General features: G+C 61.4%; 22 protein-coding genes and 1 pseudogene. 13 read left to right on the top strand and 10 right to left on the bottom strand.

Features of this window, described 5'->3' with window-relative positions; all coding sequences use genetic code 11:
- The first annotated feature begins 27 nt into the window (after nucleotides 1–27).
- The gene (locus L6D82_RS10710) at nucleotides 28–954 is read left to right on the top strand and encodes a LysR substrate-binding domain-containing protein (protein WP_085602635.1); all 927 of its coding nucleotides are present in this window, start codon (nucleotides 28–30) and stop codon (nucleotides 952–954) included.
- Here the strand turns inward: L6D82_RS10710 and L6D82_RS10715 are convergent.
- A complete protein-coding gene (locus L6D82_RS10715; RefSeq protein WP_102718235.1) occupies nucleotides 869–1,468 on the bottom strand; it encodes a DinB family protein in 600 nt (199 codons plus the stop codon). The two genes, L6D82_RS10710 and L6D82_RS10715, sit on opposite strands and share 86 nt — an antisense overlap.
- Before the next feature lie 127 nt (nucleotides 1,469–1,595).
- Between L6D82_RS10715 and L6D82_RS10720 the strand changes: the two are divergent.
- Nucleotides 1,596–2,062, top strand: a pseudogene (locus tag L6D82_RS10720) (endonuclease domain-containing protein).
- 284 nt (nucleotides 2,063–2,346) lie between these two features.
- On the opposite strand, the gene L6D82_RS10725 reads toward L6D82_RS10720, so the two are convergent.
- Nucleotides 2,347–3,264, bottom strand: coding sequence for a pyridoxal-phosphate dependent enzyme (locus tag L6D82_RS10725; RefSeq protein ID WP_236188993.1), 918 nt, complete (start codon nucleotides 3,262–3,264; stop codon nucleotides 2,347–2,349).
- A gap of 132 nt (nucleotides 3,265–3,396) precedes the next feature.
- On the opposite strand from L6D82_RS10725, the gene L6D82_RS10730 reads away from it, so the two are divergent.
- Nucleotides 3,397–4,056 carry a methyltransferase family protein gene (locus L6D82_RS10730; RefSeq protein ID WP_085654273.1) on the top strand — a complete coding sequence of 220 codons (660 nt, stop codon included), beginning with the start codon at nucleotides 3,397–3,399 and terminating at the stop codon, nucleotides 4,054–4,056.
- Here L6D82_RS10730 and L6D82_RS10735 read toward each other — a convergent pair.
- Both L6D82_RS10735 and L6D82_RS10740 read right to left on the bottom strand, forming a co-directional pair.
- Entirely contained in the window at nucleotides 4,050–4,718 is a 669-nt protein-coding gene (locus L6D82_RS10735; RefSeq protein WP_102718233.1) for an HAD family hydrolase, read from the bottom strand. The genes L6D82_RS10730 and L6D82_RS10735 overlap by 7 nt on opposite strands.
- Before the next feature lie 63 nt (nucleotides 4,719–4,781).
- The gene (locus tag L6D82_RS10740) at nucleotides 4,782–5,195 is read right to left on the bottom strand and encodes a response regulator (protein ID WP_085746029.1); all 414 of its coding nucleotides are present in this window, start codon (nucleotides 5,193–5,195) and stop codon (nucleotides 4,782–4,784) included.
- A 188-nt stretch (nucleotides 5,196–5,383) separates the two neighbouring features.
- Here L6D82_RS10740 and L6D82_RS10745 point away from each other — a divergent pair, with 188 nt between their 5' ends.
- Nucleotides 5,384–6,325 carry a class I SAM-dependent methyltransferase gene (locus L6D82_RS10745; protein ID WP_102718232.1) on the top strand — a complete coding sequence of 314 codons (942 nt, stop codon included), beginning with the start codon at nucleotides 5,384–5,386 and terminating at the stop codon, nucleotides 6,323–6,325.
- Between the two features lie 5 nt (nucleotides 6,326–6,330).
- Here L6D82_RS10745 and L6D82_RS10750 read toward each other — a convergent pair whose 3' ends face one another.
- The gene (locus L6D82_RS10750; RefSeq protein ID WP_236188994.1) at nucleotides 6,331–7,104 is read right to left on the bottom strand and encodes a helix-turn-helix transcriptional regulator; all 774 of its coding nucleotides are present in this window, start codon (nucleotides 7,102–7,104) and stop codon (nucleotides 6,331–6,333) included.
- Between the two features lie 112 nt (nucleotides 7,105–7,216).
- On the opposite strand from L6D82_RS10750, the gene L6D82_RS10755 reads away from it, so the two are divergent.
- Together L6D82_RS10755 and L6D82_RS10760 are read left to right on the top strand one after the other, a co-directional pair.
- Nucleotides 7,217–8,320 (top strand): polyamine ABC transporter substrate-binding protein, encoded by a 1,104-nt coding sequence (locus tag L6D82_RS10755; RefSeq protein ID WP_236188996.1) that lies wholly within the window; start codon nucleotides 7,217–7,219, stop codon nucleotides 8,318–8,320.
- A gap of 38 nt (nucleotides 8,321–8,358) precedes the next feature.
- Complete coding sequence (locus L6D82_RS10760; RefSeq protein WP_236188997.1) at nucleotides 8,359–9,477, top strand: DmpA family aminopeptidase; 1,119 nt, start codon at nucleotides 8,359–8,361, stop codon at nucleotides 9,475–9,477.
- 3 nt (nucleotides 9,478–9,480) lie between these two features.
- Here L6D82_RS10760 and L6D82_RS10765 read toward each other — a convergent pair whose 3' ends face one another.
- Complete coding sequence (locus L6D82_RS10765) at nucleotides 9,481–10,065, bottom strand: NAD(P)H-dependent oxidoreductase (RefSeq protein ID WP_236188998.1); 585 nt, start codon at nucleotides 10,063–10,065, stop codon at nucleotides 9,481–9,483.
- 115 nt (nucleotides 10,066–10,180) lie between these two features.
- On the opposite strand from L6D82_RS10765, the gene L6D82_RS10770 reads away from it, so the two are divergent.
- Complete coding sequence (locus L6D82_RS10770) at nucleotides 10,181–10,813, top strand: TetR/AcrR family transcriptional regulator (RefSeq protein WP_236188999.1); 633 nt, start codon at nucleotides 10,181–10,183, stop codon at nucleotides 10,811–10,813.
- Nucleotides 10,814–11,006: 193 nt separating this feature from the next.
- Here the strand turns inward: L6D82_RS10770 and L6D82_RS10775 are convergent, their stop codons facing one another.
- Complete coding sequence (locus L6D82_RS10775) at nucleotides 11,007–11,633, bottom strand: TetR/AcrR family transcriptional regulator (RefSeq protein ID WP_134023960.1); 627 nt, start codon at nucleotides 11,631–11,633, stop codon at nucleotides 11,007–11,009.
- Nucleotides 11,634–11,789: 156 nt separating this feature from the next.
- Between L6D82_RS10775 and L6D82_RS10780 the strand changes: the two genes are divergently transcribed.
- On the top strand, nucleotides 11,790–12,230 hold the full coding sequence (locus tag L6D82_RS10780) for a hotdog fold domain-containing protein (protein WP_011334899.1): 441 nt from the start codon (nucleotides 11,790–11,792) through the stop codon (nucleotides 12,228–12,230).
- A 71-nt stretch (nucleotides 12,231–12,301) separates the two neighbouring features.
- Here the strand turns inward: L6D82_RS10780 and L6D82_RS10785 are convergent, their stop codons facing one another.
- Nucleotides 12,302–12,988, bottom strand: coding sequence for a GNAT family N-acetyltransferase (locus tag L6D82_RS10785; RefSeq protein ID WP_085746020.1), 687 nt, complete (start codon nucleotides 12,986–12,988; stop codon nucleotides 12,302–12,304).
- A 183-nt stretch (nucleotides 12,989–13,171) separates the two neighbouring features.
- Between L6D82_RS10785 and L6D82_RS10790 the strand changes: the two genes are divergently transcribed.
- On the top strand, nucleotides 13,172–13,399 hold the full coding sequence (locus L6D82_RS10790) for a YXWGXW repeat-containing protein (protein WP_085746019.1): 228 nt from the start codon (nucleotides 13,172–13,174) through the stop codon (nucleotides 13,397–13,399).
- Nucleotides 13,400–13,405: 6 nt separating this feature from the next.
- Here L6D82_RS10790 and L6D82_RS10795 read toward each other — a convergent pair whose 3' ends face one another.
- Together L6D82_RS10795 and L6D82_RS10800 are read right to left on the bottom strand one after the other, a co-directional pair.
- A complete protein-coding gene (locus tag L6D82_RS10795; RefSeq protein WP_085746018.1) occupies nucleotides 13,406–13,963 on the bottom strand; it encodes a YceI family protein in 558 nt (185 codons plus the stop codon).
- Between the two features lie 91 nt (nucleotides 13,964–14,054).
- Nucleotides 14,055–15,410, bottom strand: a complete 1,356-nt coding sequence (locus tag L6D82_RS10800) for an MATE family efflux transporter (RefSeq protein WP_085746017.1) — start codon at nucleotides 15,408–15,410, stop codon at nucleotides 14,055–14,057.
- 147 nt (nucleotides 15,411–15,557) lie between these two features.
- Here L6D82_RS10800 and L6D82_RS10805 point away from each other — a divergent pair, with 147 nt between their 5' ends.
- From L6D82_RS10805 to L6D82_RS10820, 4 genes are all read left to right on the top strand, one after another.
- Entirely contained in the window at nucleotides 15,558–16,124 is a 567-nt protein-coding gene (locus tag L6D82_RS10805; RefSeq protein ID WP_085746016.1) for a chorismate mutase, read from the top strand.
- Nucleotides 16,125–16,249: 125 nt separating this feature from the next.
- Nucleotides 16,250–16,612 carry a hypothetical protein gene (locus tag L6D82_RS10810; RefSeq protein WP_276574275.1) on the top strand — a complete coding sequence of 121 codons (363 nt, stop codon included), beginning with the start codon at nucleotides 16,250–16,252 and terminating at the stop codon, nucleotides 16,610–16,612.
- Between the two features lie 113 nt (nucleotides 16,613–16,725).
- A complete protein-coding gene (locus tag L6D82_RS10815) occupies nucleotides 16,726–17,127 on the top strand; it encodes a hypothetical protein (protein WP_085746014.1) in 402 nt (133 codons plus the stop codon).
- A gap of 89 nt (nucleotides 17,128–17,216) precedes the next feature.
- Nucleotides 17,217–17,534, top strand: a complete 318-nt coding sequence (locus L6D82_RS10820; RefSeq protein ID WP_085746013.1) for a DUF6966 domain-containing protein — start codon at nucleotides 17,217–17,219, stop codon at nucleotides 17,532–17,534.
- The last annotated feature ends 99 nt before the right edge of the window (nucleotides 17,535–17,633 follow it).

Here is a 17,633-nt window from a genome sequence, read left to right on the forward strand (position 1 = left end):
ACTCAAAAAACCAGCGAGTCTTCCGGCATGAACCGCAATGACCTGCGTCGCGTGGACATGAACCTGTTGGTGATTTTCGAAACCCTGATGTTCGAAAAGAACCTGACCCGCGCCGGGGAAAAGCTGTTCCTCGGCCAGCCCGCCGTCAGTGCTTCACTGGCCAAACTGCGCGACCTGTTCGACGACCCGTTACTGGTGCGCAACGGCCGCGTGCTGGAACCGACCCAGCGGGCGCTGGCGATCCTCAAGGAATTGCAGCCGGCGATGGACACCATCTCCGGCGCGGTCAGCCGGGCCAAGGATTTCGACCCGCTGAGCAGCCGCGACGTGTTTCGCATCGGTCTGTCGGACGACGCCGAGTTCGGCCTGCTGCCGCCGTTGCTCAAGCAATTGCGCGAAGAAGCGCCGGACGTGGTGGTGGTGATCCGCCGGGTGAATTTCCTGCTGATGTCGTCGATGCTGGCGTCCGGGGAGATTTCCGTCGGCGTCAGTTACACCACCGAATTGCCGGCCAATGCCAAACGCAAAAAACTGCGGGACCTGCGCTGCAAGATCCTGCGCGGCGATGATCGTCCCGGCGCACTGACCCTCGACGAATATTGTGAACGGCCCCATGCGCTGGTGTCGTTTTCCGGGGATCTGGGTGGGGCCATCGACAACGATCTGGCGCGAATCAACCGCGCCCGGCGCGTGGTGCTGGCGGTGCCGCAATTCGCTCCGCTGCGGGCGATTCTGGCGGGCACCGACATGCTCGCCACCGTGCCGGACTTCGCCGCCTGCGCATTGGTCGAAGGCAGCAGCGTGTTGCGCGCCGACGACCCGCCGTTCGACATCGTGCCTTCGGAGCTGTCGATGGTCTGGAACGGGGTCAACGACAACGATCCGGCGGAACGCTGGTTGCGCTCGCTGATTGCCCATCACATGTCGGCGCCTCTTCCACCGCAGGCGCACTGATCGGCTTGAACCCCGGATCGACCTCGTGCAGGTACACCGGCAGGTCGGTCATCGGCGGCATCTGCGGGATGTCGAAATACATCTGCACCACCCAGCCACGGTGGTAGTTGTTATGGTTGATCACGTGCATCAGGATCGCCCCGGCATTCATGGTGCCGCCATCGCCGGACACAAATTTGAAATCGATCGGGCGGTTCAGCGAGGCTTCGGTCTGCTGCGCGCTCCAGGTGCGATACCAGCCGTCGACTTCCTGCTGGGCCTGACGCAACTCGCCGAGATCGGCGTGCACCAGATCATGGGACGTCGTGAAACCGTGCTCGCGCCCTTCGAGGTGCGCTTGCCAGATCCGGTCGACCACGTAGATGTGGTTCAGCGTACCGATCATGTTCTTGAAAACCGTCTTGCGCTCCCTCGTCGTCTCCCCCGCCGGCAGCGCTTGCAGGCTGTCGAACAGACGCTGATTGGCCCAGGTCTTGTAGTCCGTGAGCAGATGGGCCGTGGCCAGATTGATCATCGCGGGTCACCGTAGGCACGAAAAAGGGCTCCGCCTAGGATAGACCTCTCTCGCGGGAATGGCGGTGGTGCTGACTATTGGTCGGGTCTACAGTGAAATCTCCATCCCCTTCACAAGGACGTGAAGCATGCAAAATCGCCCTACTTTCGCCCAACGCCAGTTCGCCCGCCACTTGCGCACATCCCAGACCGACTGCGAACAACTGCTCTGGCAGAAGCTGCGGGCGCGGCAGGTGGCGGGGCTGAAATTTCGCCGGCAGGCGCCGGTTCCGCCGTTTGTGCTGGATTTCTATTGTGTGGAATTGAAGCTGGCGGTGGAGCTGGATGGGGGGCAGCATTTTGAGGAGGCGGGATTAACTCATGACCGTCGGCGGACGGTTTATCTTTAGCGGCTGGGGATTGAGGTGGTGCGGTTCAGCAATCTGGAGGTGATTCGGCAGATGGGGGATGTGCTGGAGCAGATTGTGCGGGTTGCGCAGGAGCGTCGATTGCGGCTCTGATCCAGAAGCCCCCTCACCCTAGCCCTCTCCCAGAGGGAGAGGGAACCGATCGGGGGATATTGTCGGAATACATCGACCTGAAAAATCTGCGGTGAATCCATAATGGACTCGGTTTTTCAGGTCGATGTACCTCTTAAGACACCTCGGTCGGCTCCCTCTCCCCCGGGGAGAGGGCTGGGGTGAGGGCCAACGGTCGACGCAGAATGCACGACAGTCCCGGAACCCATAATCGAATCTGTGTCTCAGGCCAATGCTTGGAATCCATAATCGACTCGGTGCATCAGGTCGATGTACCTCTCAAGACACCTCGGTCGGCCCCCTCTCCCTCCGGGAGAGGGCTGGGGTGAGGGCCAGCGGTCGACACGGAATCCATGAGCATTCAAGATCCCAACCGCGCCCACCCCGCCACCAGTTGCGTACTGATACTCACCCCGCCGCAAACAATGACCACCACATCATTCGCCCCCGCCAACGCCGGATGGTCGAGGTACGCCACCGCCAGCGAAACCCCGCACGCCGGCTCCACCAACTGCCGCAGATCACTGGCATAACGCACCACGCCCATGATCGCGTCGTCATCTGACAGCACCAGACACTCATGATCGAACTCGCCGATATGCTCTACCGGCCAAGCCGCCACCTGGGCGGCGCCGAGGGAGGTGGCGACGCTGTCGATACGGCTCAGACGCACCGGATGGCCAGCCTGGACGGCGGCGGCGAACGAGGCGGCGCCTGCGGTTTCGCAGGTGACGATGCGGCAGTCGCGGCGGTCGTGGCGCAGCAGCCCGGTGAGAATTCCCGCCAGCAAACCACCGCCGCCGACCGACGTGACCACAGTATCGACCTGCGGGCAGTCGTCGAGGATTTCGTCGACCATCGTGCTGTGCCCTTCCCACAGTACCGGGTGGTCGAAGGCCGGCACGTATTCGGTGTCTGCCGCGCTGGCCAGTTCTCGCGCTCGCTGGTTGGCCTCGTCCCAGACTTTGCCGTGGACGATAACCTCCGCGCCGGTGCGGCGAATACGCGCGCGGGTCGCTTCCGGTGTGGTGTGCGGCACCACGATGCAGGCTTGCAGGCCCAGGCTGACGGCGGCCACCGCCGTGGCCAGTCCGGCATTGCCGCCGGACGGACACACGACCTTGCGCTTGCCCTGCGCCGCTGCCTGACTGCACAACAAGCCCATCCCGCGCAGCTTGAACGAGCCGCACGGTTGCAGGTTTTCCAGCTTCAGCCAGATGCGCCGGGACGCGGTCGACAGGGTCGGATGGAGGATCAGCGGCGTGCGGATGTGCAGCATGGCGGACTCGCGAAGCGGCGGCTCGGATGATCGGAACGTCTCTGCCTGAAGTTTAGTCCACGCCCCTGCCACCAGCTAAACGCCGGGGATCGTGCCGGGATCTACACTGAACGGAACAGCCGTGAGGTGCTTATGAAAATGTCTGCGCAAATGACCGTGGTCGCCGTGCTCGCCACCCTCGCCTATCTGGGCCTGGCGATGTGGGGCATCGGTGGCGTGGCGGTGTTTTTTTCTCACGGCGCGTTGGTCGTGGTGGCCCTGGCCACGCTGGCCATGGTGGTGGCGTCGCTGTTCACGGAAGTGAATCTGAGCACCGGCGAGCGCGAGGACCGGGCCAATCGCTGGGTGATTCCGGCGTTCGCCGTAATCGGATTGGTCAGTGCCTTTCTGCCGGCTTACTGCGACCGCATCGGCTTTTGGACCATCGGCCGCGAAGGTACCCGTTGGCTGGGCGCGTTGCTGTTTATCGTCGGTGGCGGGTTGCGCTTGTGGCCTGTGTTTGTGTTGGGCCATCGGTTCAGCGGGTTGGTGGCGATTCAGCCGGGGCACCGGTTGGTCACCGAAGGCATCTACCGGCATCTGCGCAACCCCAGTTATCTGGGGCTGGTGATCAATGCGATCGGTTGGGCGCTGGCGTTTCGCTCGGTGGTCGGCCTGTTGCTCGCGGCGCTGACGCTGATCCCGCTGATCGCCCGCATCCACTCCGAAGAGGCCCTGCTGCGCACGCAGTTCGGTGCCGAATACGACGCCTATTGCGCCCGCAGCTGGCGCTTGGTGCCCGGAGTTTATTGACGTTGCAGGCGCAACTGGCCGTCGCTGTCGATGCTCAGCGCAATGTCGCGGTAACTGGCGATGGTCGCGTGTACGGTTTCCAGAGGATGCTGGTGAGTCGTGGTGATGATCATCAACGGCGCACCGGCGGCCTCAGCGGCCTGAATACCGACGGTGGCGTCTTCGAAAATCAGGCAGTCCGCCGGTTCCAGGCCCAGACGTTTGGCTGCCAGCCGATAACCGGCCGGATCCGGTTTGCCGGCGCTCACGTCCTCGGCGGTGATCATCACCGCCGGCTCAGGAATCCCCGCCGCCGCCATCCGTCGCAACGCCAGATCCCGTGGCGCCGAGGTCACCATGGCCCAGCGATCCGCCGGTAACGATTTGAGAAACGCTGCCGCGCCGGGGATCTCGACGATGCCTTCGACGTCTTCGATTTCCGCCTCGGTGATGAACGCCGCTTGCGCCTCGGCGTCCACGCCTGGCAGGTTCAAACGCGTGATGGTGTCGATGGCGCGCACGCCGTGGATGGTCGGCAGGAACGTTTCGACGTTCACCCCGTGACGCACGGCCCAGGCGGACCAGATCCGCTCGGCGGCGGCGATGGAGTTGAGGACGGTGCCGTCCATGTCGAACAGGAACGCGCCGAACGCGCGGTTGAAAACAGCATCGTGAGCAGACAAAAGATCACTTCCTCGCAAGGGGCCGGGCAACGTTGCCCGGCAATGTAGCACTTGCGGGACGCTTCAGTGCAGACGCGGCGCCTTGGATTTGAACGCACCGTCAACACAGTCGAGCAACTGGCCGATGGCCCAGGGCTTCTTGATGAACGCCACCGGATGCTTCACGCCCGAGGTTTCCGGCGTTTCATAACCGGACATGACCATCACCGGTTTGTCCGGCCAGCGCTCGCCGACCAGATTGGCCAGGTCCGCCCCGTTGAGGGTGCCGGGCATGGTGATGTCGGTGAGCAGCAGCGCGACTTCGGGCGCGTGCTCTTCCAGGTATTGCGAGGCCGCATCGGCACTGGTCTGCGGTTCGACCTTGAAACCTTCCTCCTGAAGAATTTCGCACAGAAACTCCAGAATCAACGGATCGTCCTCGACTACCAGAATCAATCCGCCAGGAAGGTGCGCGCTCGACGTGGAAATTGGACACATGAACTGGCACTCCCTGAATTGCATGAACGATTTAGCGGCTTGAATCCGCTGCTTATCAGGTATGAGCAGCACCTTCTACAGAAATTCATTTTTGATACAGGTCTTTTCGATAACACTCGGTTGATGGGCAGTCGCCGGTACGAAATTGCGGTTAAAATGCTCGCCCTTTTGCTGGCCGATCCCGATTGATGAACCCTCAAGCCCTCGCCGTTCTCCATGCTCACCTGCTCACCGCGCTGACTTCGGCTCCGGCCGAAACCCGGCGCCTGTTCCATGGGCGTGGGCGTTGCTGGCCGGGGCTGGAGCAAGTCACCGTGGACTGGCTGCAAGGCGTGGTTCTGGTGTCGTTGTTCAAGGAGCCCGAGGCTTCGCAGCTGGAAGACCTCAAGCGCCTGTTGCTGGAAATCACCGGTTCGGCACCATGGCAGCAGTCCGGCGCCCACACTTTGCTGATCCAGCACCGTTACCTGCCGCAAAGCACCGCCGAATGGCTGCTCGGTGAAGAAATCGACGAAATGACCATCGTCGAGGGCGAACTCAAATATCGGGTGGATCTGGGCCGCAAACAAAACACCGGGCTGTTCCTCGACATGCGTTACGGGCGCAACTGGGTGCGCGAACAGGCGGCGGGCAAACGGGTACTGAACCTGTTCGCCTACACCTGCGGCTTTTCGGTGGCGGCCATCGAGGGCGGCGCCAGCCATGTGGTCAACCTCGACATGTCCCGCGCCGCGCTGAGCCGGGGCCGCGACAATCACCGGCTGAACGGGCATGACCTGAGCAAGGTGAGTTTCCTCGGCCACGACCTGTTCAAATCCTGGGGCAAGGTAATCAACAGCGGCCCTTATGATCTGGTGATCATCGACCCGCCGTCGTTCCAGAAAGGCAGTTTTCTGCTGACCAAGGATTACCAGCGCGTGCTGCGTCGTCTGCCGGAATTGCTGACGGCGCAGGGCACGGTGCTGGCCTGCATGAACGACCCTTCGTTCGGTTCGGACTTCCTGATCGATGGCGTGACCCAGGAAGCGCCGAGCCTGCGCTTCGAACAACGGCTGGAAAACCCGCCGGAGTTTCCGGATATCGACCCTGAAAGCGGTCTGAAGGCGCTGCTGTTCAAGCAGATCGGCTGACCCGCTCAGCGCGGCCGCAACACCAGCGCAAACAACTCGCCATGCCCGGTGACGTTGAGCTTGTGATAGAGATTGCGCCGGTGCACCTTCACGGTCTCCGGCGAAATGTTCATGTGCTGGGCGATGGCCTTGCTGGAAAAGCCCTGGAGAATCAGACGCGCCGTATCGATCTCGCGCGCGGTCAGACGGGCGTCGAAGCGGTCGAGCAGCGCCGCAATATCGCCGACCGGCGCCTCGACCGCCGCACCTTGCGGCGGCATCAACTGCACATGCCGACGCATCGCTGACAGCACCCAGTCCCGCACGCAGAGCAGGCGCCCCTGCTCCTGCAAACTGAACGCCGTCGAGCGGCCCATCGACAAGCCGAGTACGCCGTCGTCGAGGTTGACCAGAAATTGCAGCTCATCTGCGCCGACCACCGAGCGGAAATAGCTCAGGTAGTACTCGCTGTGCAGAAACTGATCCGGCGCCACTGACGCGAGGCTGTGCAAACCGTCTGCGATCCCGGCGACGGCGGCCTGGTAGAACGGATCCAGCAAGTACATGCCGGCACAGTAACCGGCCAGTTCTTCCTGCTCGTCGGCGCGACCCTGGCTGTCGAAGTCGATCAGCAATTGCGGCGGGCGCCCCGTCTGCATCACCGCCACCAGCGCATTGTCCAGCGGCACCAGCAGCCGCAGCGTATCGACCAGCGCCCGCCAGAAACCGTCCTGACCGACCGTGGCGAACACCCGCGACAGGCTCTGGTGCACCGGCAATTCCTGCAGCAACGCGTCCACGCTCTACCCCTTTTGTGTAACCCATGATGGGAATGGGTGCGGCGCAGCCCGCCCGATAGGCTGACCACTCCTGTTCATCACCGGCCTGCCAACAGGCCAGGAGTGCCGCATCATGCGTGGTCATCGTGGGTATATCAACCTGGGTCTGATGGGCGTTTTGTCCGCAGCGCTGAGTGCGCAGGCGGCCGATGCGCCGAGCGTGCATGTCTACAACTGGTACGACTACATCGGCCCGAACACCCTGCATGATTTCAAGCGTGACAGCGGTATCGAACCGGTCTACGACACCTTCGACAGCGCCGAAGTCCTGGAAGGCAAACTGATGACCAGCCGCAGCGGCTACGACGTGGTGGTGGCGAGCAATTTCAGCCTGCCGACCCTGATCAAGGCCGGCGCCCTCGCCCCGCTGCCCCGCGAACAACTGCCGGGATGGAAGAACCTCGACAACGATCTGCTGAGCAAACTGGCCAACAACGACCCCGGCAACCGGTACGCCGTGCCTTACCTGTGGGGCACCAACGGCATCGGCTACAACGTCGACAAGGTGCGCGCGGTGCTGGGCGAAAAGGCCCCGGTGGATTCCTGGGACCTGGTGTTCAAGGAAGAGAACCTGGCCAAGCTCGGCGAATGCGGTGTGGCGATGCTCGATTCGCCGTCGGAAATGCTCCCGGTCGCGCTGCATTATCTCGGCCTGCCGCCGAACAGCACCAACGCCGAGGACTATCAGAAAGCCGAAGCGCTGCTGCTGAAACTGCGCCCGCACATTGCCTACTTCAACTCCTCGAAATTCATCAGTGATCTGTCCAACGGCAACATCTGCGTGGCGGTCGGCTGGTCCGGCGCGATGCTCGAAGCCAGGACCACCGCCGAGCAGGCCGGCAACGGCGTGAAAATCCAGTACAGCCTGCCGAAGGAAGGCGCGCCGGTGTGGTTCGACACGCTGGTCTTGCTCAAGGACGCGCCACATCCGACCCAGGGTCTCGCGTTCATCGACTACCTGCTGCGGCCCGATGTGATTGCGCCGGTCAGCGATCACCTGTCCTACCCCAACGGCAATCGCGCCGCCACGGCGCTGGTTGCCCAGACCACCCGCGACAACCCGGCGGTGTACCCGTCAGCCACGGCGATGGCCACGTTGTACACCCTCGAACCCTTGCCCAAAGCCACCGAACGGGTGCGCACGCGGGTGTGGAGCAAGGTCAAGAACGGTCAATAAAAGCCCTCGAATCACTGCTTTTAACAGAGAGAACATCAATGAAACCACGTGCCCGCGATCTCCATATCCGCATCGGTCAAATGCAACCCGGCCCGCTCAACGCCATCACCGACGTACCCGGCGTACGGGTCGGCCACAGCAACGTGCGCGGCCGCAGCGCCAGCGGTCGTGACATTTGCAGTGGCGTTACCCTGATCGAACCACGCGCCGGTTCGACCAACGCACAACCGTGTTTCGCCGGCGTCCACGTACTCAACGGCAACGGTGACGCCACAGGACTGGAGTGGATTCGCGAAGCCGGCCTGCTGACCAGTCCGATCGCCTTCACCAACACCCACAGCCTCGGCGTGGTGCGCGATGCCTTGATCGAACTGGATCGCGCGCAGCAACCGGATGACGGTCGTCTCTACTGGAACATGCCGGTGGTGCTGGAAACCTTCGATGGCTTGCTCAACGACATCAACGGCTTTCATGTGAAGCCCAAGCATGTGGCCGAAGCGATGAGCAATGCCGTTGACGGCCCGGTGCAGGAAGGCGCGGTGGGCGGTGGCAGCGGCATGATCTGTCATGAATTCAAGGGCGGGATCGGCACCGCATCACGCCGCTTGAGCAAGGCTCAGGGTGGCTGGACAGTGGGTGCCATCGTCCAGGCCAACCACGGGATTCGCAGCGAGTTGCGAGTCGACGGCTACCCGGTCGGGCGATATATGGAACAGGTGGATTCGCCGTTCCTGCGCGCTTCGTTGCCACATCCGGGCATGGGCTCGATCATAGTGGCCCTCGCCACCGATGCACCGCTGTTGCCGCATCAATGCACGCGACTGGCGCAACGGGCGAGTCTCGGTCTGGCGCGCACTGGCGGCGGCAATGAGGATCACAGCGGTGACATCTTCATCGCCTTCGCCACCGGCAACGGTCATATCCCGCCCGCCGCCTACGAAGGTAAAGGCGCATCGACCTGCGATGGCTTGCGGATGGTCAACAACGATCACATCAGCGAGCTGTTTCTGGCAGCGACCGAGGCTGTGGAAGAAGCGATCATCAACGCCTTGCTTGCCAGCGACAGCACCGAAGGCAACGGGCATTCGGTGCCGGGGCTGGATGCCGCCACCCTGCTGGCCGCCCTGGAAAAAGCCGGCTGGCCGGGTGCTCGCTGACACTCAGCGGAACAACCCAAGTCCGAGTTCGCGCGCCGCCTGCAACTGCATCGCCGGATCGCTCGACTCGGACTCAAGCAACAATGTCGATCCCGCCACCGTCGTCCCGCAATAATCGAAAATGCCGTGATCGATCTGCGCTTTCATCGCCGTGTCGTAGCCGTGGCGCTCGTAGGTACGCGCGTCTGCCCCGCCCAGCGCGACCAGGTGCACGCGCAGTTGTCCGAGCTTCTTCAATGTCGAATCGCCGTCGAAATCAAAGGCCCAACCGTTGCTGAACACCCGATCGATCCAGCCCTTGAGCAGCGCCGGCATCGACCACCAGAACACCGGATAAACCAGCACCAGCGCATCGGCGCGGTCGATGCGTGCCTGCTCGGCCAGTACGTCTTGCGGTGGCGCGGATTCGCGGTGGTGCACCGCCCAGTCGGCCACGCCAAAGCGCGGATCAAATTCTTCGGCGTGCAGGTCGGCGATTTCGAAGGTGTTGGAGGGATCGCTTTCCGACAGGCCTTTGGCAATCTGCTGCGCCAACGCGTGGGTCAGCGAACGTGGATCATCGTGATCTACAACAATCAATGCGTGCATGGGGGAAATCTCCAGTTGGTGATTGCTGACCAAGGGCTTACCCTTGCGAAAAGCTACGATTGGTAAGCTACTACTAGTAAGTTACCTTCAGTAAGTTACGTTTGGTATATAAGCGATGTCAACCACTGAAATCCCAGAACCCGCACAACCCCGTCGACGCCTGTCACGGGAAGACCGCCAGCGCCAGTTGCTCGACATGGCCTGGCAACTGATTCGCGAAGAAGGCACCGATGCCCTGACCCTCGGCTATCTGGCGGAAAAGGCCGGCGTGACCAAACCGGTGGTCTACGACCATTTCACCACCCGCGCCGGTCTGCTCGCAGCGCTGTATCAGGATTTCGACCGACGCCAGACGGCGGTGATGGACGCAGCACTGGCCAATGCCGAAGCGACCTTGAGCGGCACTGCGACGGTGATTGCCACGGCGTATGTCGATTGCGTGCTGACCCAGGGCAACGAGATTCCGGGAGTGATTGCCGCCTTGGCGAGCACGCCGGATTTGGAGAGGATCAAGCGCGAATACGAGGCGATCTTTCTGGAGAAGTGCCGCAGCGTGCTCTCGCCTTTCGCTGACGGCGCAGAGATCGGTCAGGCAGGATTACGTGCCATGCTCGGCGCCGCCGAAGCCTTGTCACAAGCGGCGGCCACCGACGAAATCAGCGCAGAACAGGCCCGTGACGAGCTGTTGGCAACCATCATTGCGATGGTCGAAAGAGCCGCCGCACGCGCTACCCAGGCAGGTGACTGACGGTACTTGAGCGCATCAGCCCACCTTCCTACGATGGAACTACGCAGTCGCTTGGTCCGCCAAGCCGTTGCGTAGGTGCGGGTGCTCTGAACCCCAATCAAGCCCGCACCTGGCTTCATGCGCATCTTGAGCCTCGCGGGCTCTACTTCCTCCCCATCAAAGAGTCTTGAGGCTCTTTTTTTGTCTCTGAAAATCAGCGTTCGGGTTCGCGGCGGATCGAACGCCACGTGGCCTGGGCCAGCAATTCGCGATAAGCCTTCGGACTGCCCTGCACTCGCCCGGACAACCACGCGCGGCAATAGCTGTCGGCCTGCCCGACGATCAGTGACGGCAGCAGTTCGGCGGGGCATTCATTGAGTTCAGCCGCACGCCCCGACTCGGCCAGCCAGTTACGCAGGCCAAGGTTGCGGGTCTTGTTGCGCTCGGCCAGTTCATCCTTGTGCGGCCCCCGGGTCACGGCATAACGCGCGTGATACTGGAACCGCGCCCATTCCGGTTGGTTCTCGACCCAATCCACATAGCTGTAGACCAACGCCTGCACGCCCTCTTCGGTGGTCGTCGCGTCAGCCAGATAGGCGTCGCGCAGGCGCGCCTGATCCTCCAGCGCGGTGAAGAACAGCGCGGCCACCAGCCCTTCCTTGTTGCCGAAATGGTGGTAGATCGCCCCGACACTGGTGTCGCACTCGGCACGGATCATTTCGATGGTAGTGGCCTCGATGCCCTGCTCGTTGAAGAGGCGCAGGGCCTTGCGAAAGATGTCGCGCTTGAGTTCGGCGCGGCGGCCGGGGTAGCTGCGTTCGAGTAGATCTGCGGTGTCCATGAGCCTTGAAAATCCGGGTAAAGGGCACATCCGTGCCGATGATCGAAACACGCACAGGTTGACAGATTTCACGCGGACAGAATACCGTTCCGTTACAGAACAATATTCTGTAACGGAACATGATTCTGTAAATCCATTTACTGCGAGGCTTCATCCATGAGTCAGTTTCTCAGCATGTTCAACAGCGTCGGTTCCCAGGCGTTCAGCCAAATGGCCTGCCAGGTCGCGCCGTACTTCAGCACCATCAATCCGCTGGTGACCGAGTTGCGGGCAGGTTCGGCGCAGGTGCAAGTGCCGTTTCGCCGCGAGATCACCAACCACCTCGGTACCGTGCACGCAATCGCCCTGTGCAATGCTGCCGAATTGGCGGCCGGGATGATGACCGACGTGTCGATTCCCGCCGGCGCGCGCTGGATTCCAAAAGGCATGACCGTCGAATACCTGGCCAAGGCCAAGACCGACGTGACCGCCGTGGCCAACGGCGAAGGACTGGACTGGCAGACCGAAGGCGACAAGATCGTGCCGGTGGATGTCCACGACGCCGAAGGCAAGAAAGTGTTCACGGCGCGGATCACCATGAACGTGAAACTGTCCTGAAATCACCGGCACAAAAAAGCCCTTGCTGCGCTGATCGCAACAAGGGCTTTCGTCGTTTCAAAGGGAAGGGATCAGTGAACGGTCAGACGCTGACGAACAAATTCTTCGGTGCGGCGAGTGACCTGATCCAGATGCCGGTCGCGCTGTTTCTCGGCATCGAGCATTGCCCGCTTGCCGTGCTTTTGCAGCAAGTAGGTGTGGATCTGCTGCACTTCCAGCGAACGGTAGATCGGCGTCGTGTCGATAAAACCGCGCAGCCCGTTGCTGCGATAGTGCCGGGTGCTCATCAGCACCTGCGTCTCCAGTTGGCCCAGCACTTCAAAGCCCAGCGCCTCGAAATACGGCACCTTGCCGACGCTGCAGGTCAGCTCGGCATGGGGGTAACGCGCCACCATGTCCGCGATCAGCGAACGGGCTACGCCCTGACGTCGATGCCCCTCGCGCACTGCCAGATAGGCCACGTTGCACGCCTCCCAATCACCCTGCACCGGCAGGTACAACAGGAAGCCGATCACCTGCTCCGGATCATCGTCATCGGTGGCCACCAGCAGTTCCACCTCAGTGCCCTTCTCGCCGTTCAACGCCTCCAGATACAGATGCACCTCGTAGCCGACCGCGTACTGATAGACGTTGTACAACAGGTTGCTCGGGCCGAGGCCGATGGCACTGATGTCGGTCAGGTTGTCGACCACCATCTGCAGGATCTGACTGTTGACGCCTTCGGGGCATGGGGATTTGTAGTGGGTGATGCGGGGCATGGCGGGGGAACTCCGGCGGTAAAACACAAGTTGCCGGGTAGGTTGAGCGACCGGCGAACCGCGACATCATACCCTGTGCAAGCCTGACAAAAATTTCATCTGCCCGAGAACGGATCTTTCGCCGATTTGGCGTCCAATTTTTCAGCTGCGTTCATTTTCCGACGCACGCCTTGAGGAGCTGCCATGAACGTTCTGCGTTGCGCGAAAACAATGAAATGCTTGCTCGCTGCCGCGCTGGTGGCGATCACCCTGTCGGGCTGTGTCGTCGAACCGGTTCGCCCGCATCGGCCACCACCGATCGTCGAAGTGGTTCCGGTCATGCCTGCGCCGGGTTATCACTGGGTCGCCGGGCATTACCGCTGGGCCGGCAACCAATGGCGCTGGATGCCGGGACATTGGCGGGCGTATTGAGGCCCTTCACTGCGCGGGGGCAACGACCTTGAACTTGATGTCGATGTCCTTGGACACCACGGTGTCCGCCCACTCCCCCGCGCCAAGGCCGAACTCGTCGCGCTTGAGTACCAGTTCGCCGTCGAAAATGCCGATGCTGCTGTCGGGTTTGAGTTGCACCGGCACCTGCACCTCACGGGTGATGCCTTTGAGGGTGAGGTGGCCGTCGACCAGATAACGGTTGTCGCCGGCCGGGCTGAAGCGGGTCGATTCGAACACCGCCACCGGGAATTTATTGGTGTCGAACCACGCCGGTTTCACTAACTCGGTGTTGGCATCTTCACTGCCGGCGTCGATGCTGGTGAGGTCGATGTGCAGCGTGGTGCGGGCGCTGGCCAGGTTGTCGCTGTCGAAATCCAGCATCGCGTCGAACTTGCCGAAGGTGCCGTACATCTGCGAGCCCATCTGGCTGTAAGTGAAACTGATCTGGCTGGCGGTGGTGTTGACCCGGGTGTACTCCACCGCATTCGCAGCAGGGATGAAGGTCAGGCAAGACGCGGCCGCCAACAACAATCGAATCGACATGCAATGCTCCGGTGCCCGATGGGGCTCGAATGACTTAAGCAAACATCCGTCACTTGCGCCAGCCCCGCCAATGTCGACCCTAAACGCTTCGTCACACCAGCCGCTCGATCTTCTGATGCTTCCAGACCCGTGTGTAATACAGCGTCTGCAACACCAGCATCCCCAGATACGCGATCGGGAACGCCATCCACACGCCCTGCAAACCGAACTGCCCGTCCAGCCAGTAGGCCGCCGGCAACTGCACGCCGAGCACACAGATGATCGCCACGCCCACCGGCACCAGCACCGTACCGCTGGCGCGCATGATGCCGCCGATGATCGCCTGGAAACCGAAGATCAACAGGCTCCACAACATGATGTGCAACAGATGCTCGGCCATCTCCCGGGTCGAGTCTTCGGTCAGGAACAGCCCGAGCAACCAGTGCGACAACAGGTAACCCGCCAGGATCAAACCACCCGTCAGGCACACATTGATCCACAACCCGGTGCGCAGGATCGGCCCCATCCGCTCCAGCCGTCCGGCACCGATCGCCTGAGCGCCGAGGATCGACGCGGTGATCGCAATCGACAGCGCCGGAAACTGCACGTAGTTGACGATCTGCGTCACCGCGCCATAGGCCGCCGTCGCCTGCGAGCCGTGCTGGTTGACCAGCGCCAGAATCACCAGCTCCGACAGCGACAGCACGATCATCTGCACCCCGGTCGGCAGACCGATGCGCAACACCTTGCCGAGAATCGCGCCGTCCAGTCGCAGCGCCGCGAAGAACTCGCGATCCGGCGCCAGCGGATGGCCCTTGCGGATCAGGCTCCATGACAGCCACGCCATCGCCGCCAGCGTACCGGCCAGACCGGCGAACGCCGCGCTTTGAATCCCCAGTTGCGGCAAGCCGAACCAGCCGCGAATGAACGCCGGGGTCAGCGCGAGCCCGACCACGGTCGACAGCAACAGCGCCAGCATCGGCGACAGCGTGTCACTCACCCCGCGCAACAACTGGGTGAACAACACGTACACCAGCACAACCGGCAAGGTCCACATCATCACCCGGGCATAGGCCACCGCATCATCCAGCACATCCGCCGGCGTGCCCAAACCCTGCAATGCCTCACGCGCAAACACACTGCCCAGCACCGCCGCCACCAGCCCGATCAACACCCCCAGCAACAACGTCGCACCGGCAATCGCCTTGACCATATGCGACTCACGCGCCCCCCACGCCTGACCGATCAGCACCCCTGCCCCGGCGCCCAGACCGATGACCAGCGCAATGAAGAAAAAGATGATCGGAAACATCCCGGACACCGCCGCCAGCGCCTGCGTGCCGAGCATCTGGCCGATGTAGATGCTGTTGACCGTGCCCGACATCGATTGCAGGAAGTTCGACAGCACCATCGGGGCCAGGAACAGCAGGTAGGTTTTCCAGAGGGGGGATTGAGCGGGGGTTTGCATTGAGGGTCCGTCTCGGGTGGGAGCTGATGACAGAGTCTAAGGTATGCAATGCGGTTCAGGTCGTACCCGTTTGCATTAAAACTTCGTAATCTGCACCCCGACCAATCTGCAAAGCCTCTCCATCACGACAGGAAGTGAATCCCTCCCATGCGCCGTTCCCCGTTTCTGCTGAGTTGCACCTTATTGACCGCTCTGGCGACGAGCGTCCACGCCGGCCCCGCGCGCTCGCCCGAAGTGGTGCAAGGATTGGTGAACACCCTGAACGAACGCCTGAACATCGGCGACCTCGTCGCCCTGACCAAATGGGACAGCGGCAAGCCGATCCAGGACAGTCCCCGTGAGGCGCAGGTGATCGACAACGCCCGCAAGCTGGCTGCCGAACGCAAGCTCGATCCGGAAGACGTCGCGCAATTGATTGCCGCGCAGATGGAGGCCAACAAACTGGTGCAGTACGGTTTGCTCGCACAATGGCAAGCGGCCGGTGCCGCGCCGGACACGCCGCGACCGGATCTGGGCAAGCAGATTCGCCCGCGTCTGGACGAGTTGCAAACCCGTCTGCTGCAGCAATACGCCGACTTCACACCCTACCGTCACGATCCGAACTGCCCGGCGTGGCTGGCCAAGGCGCGTACCGGCCTGACCCGTGATGCGCTGCATGATCTGGCCCTGACCCGCGCCACCGGAGAGCTGTGCATTCGGCCGCTGGTGCCCTAGAACAAGGGTCCTGGCATTCATTGCTGGCGTCGATAGTCACCATCGACTCAATGAAGTTCTCTAAAAAAATCCGCGGCGTAACATCGGCTCCATACCAAACAAACAACACCCCGGAGCACACGATCATGAAACGCCAAATCCTTCTCGGCATCGCTTTCTCGGTTCTTGCAGTCAACGCTTTTGCAGCCAAACCCGCCCACACCATGATCGCCGAAGGCGGTTCGGATCGGTTGATTGAAAGTCGCTTGGCCGAGGGTGGTTCGGATCGTTTGATCGAACGCCGTGTTGCTGAAGGTGGCGCTGATCGTCTGATCGAACGTCGCGTGGCTGAAGGTGGTTCGGATCGTCTGATCGAACGCCGTGTGGCTGAAGGTGGCGCTGATCGTTTGATCGAACGCCGTGTGGCTGAAGGTGGCGCTGATCGTTTGATCGAACGCCGTGTGGCTGAAGGTGGCGCTGATCGTTTGATCGAACGTCGTGTTGCATAAGTAAGCTGCGCATATAGAAAAGCCCGGCCTGATCAGCCGGGCTTTTCTTTGCGCGCGTTTTTTGCGTTTGCTGGGTAAGCTCCCAGTCCGACGCTGCGAATTTCAGGTTTCCCATGGACATTGAACGACTACTGAAGAAAAAACAGCTCAACGTGCAGGAGCAAAACGCAGTCGTTGCGCATCGTTTGATGCTTTGCGTCAGTGAATGGCGCAAACGGGGTGTGCCTGTCGCCCTGACTCGGTACGGAGAATCCCAAGGCATCGATTGGTCTTCGTCCATCGTGCTGGAACTGGAAATCGACTTTCCCGGCATGCCTCGCCTGTTCGGACTTTTGCTGGATCAAAACGAATGTTTCATCGCATTTGAAATCGATACGGACGCCTCCCATGAACACATTGAGTCCGTGGATCGCTGGGAGGACGTCTCATCGATGCAAAATACTTCGACATCTAATCCGGGCAAAGGTAAAGGCTTTGCCTCGATCGCGCTGGACGTGAAGCGTCAGCTTGTTTGATCGCTCTTTGCGCAACGCTCACTCTTCGGCGTCTTGAAGCCGTCACTGGTTGAGTATCTACGCCTCATCAAAAGGAGCACTCATTGAACATGGGCCCGAAAACCGAAACGCTGATCAAGGTACTGAATGAGCTAATCAGTGTTTTGGAAAGCGACGGAGAAGCGCACTGGAGCGCGTGGATGCGAAAAGCTCGCGCACGATTGCTGGACTCCGATTATTCCGGAATCACGTGGCTGCTCTCGGCCTATGGCGGGATGGGGTCCTTCAATGATGTCGTGCTCGGACAAACCAGCATCAACGGTGCATTTGCCTGGAAGCGCGGCTATGGCGAACTGAATGTAAAATTTGCCGAACTCCGTGAGCAAGCCTACGAGCTGGCCAATGAAATCAGACACATGCCGCGATAACGGCATTCATTGCTGGCGTCGATAGTCACCATCAGTTCAATGAAGTTCTCATAAAAAATCCGCGGCGTAACATCGGCTCCATACCAAACAAACAACACC

This window comes from Pseudomonas paraglycinae, assembly GCF_021601625.1.
Lineage (GTDB): Bacteria > Pseudomonadota > Gammaproteobacteria > Pseudomonadales > Pseudomonadaceae > Aquipseudomonas > Aquipseudomonas paraglycinae.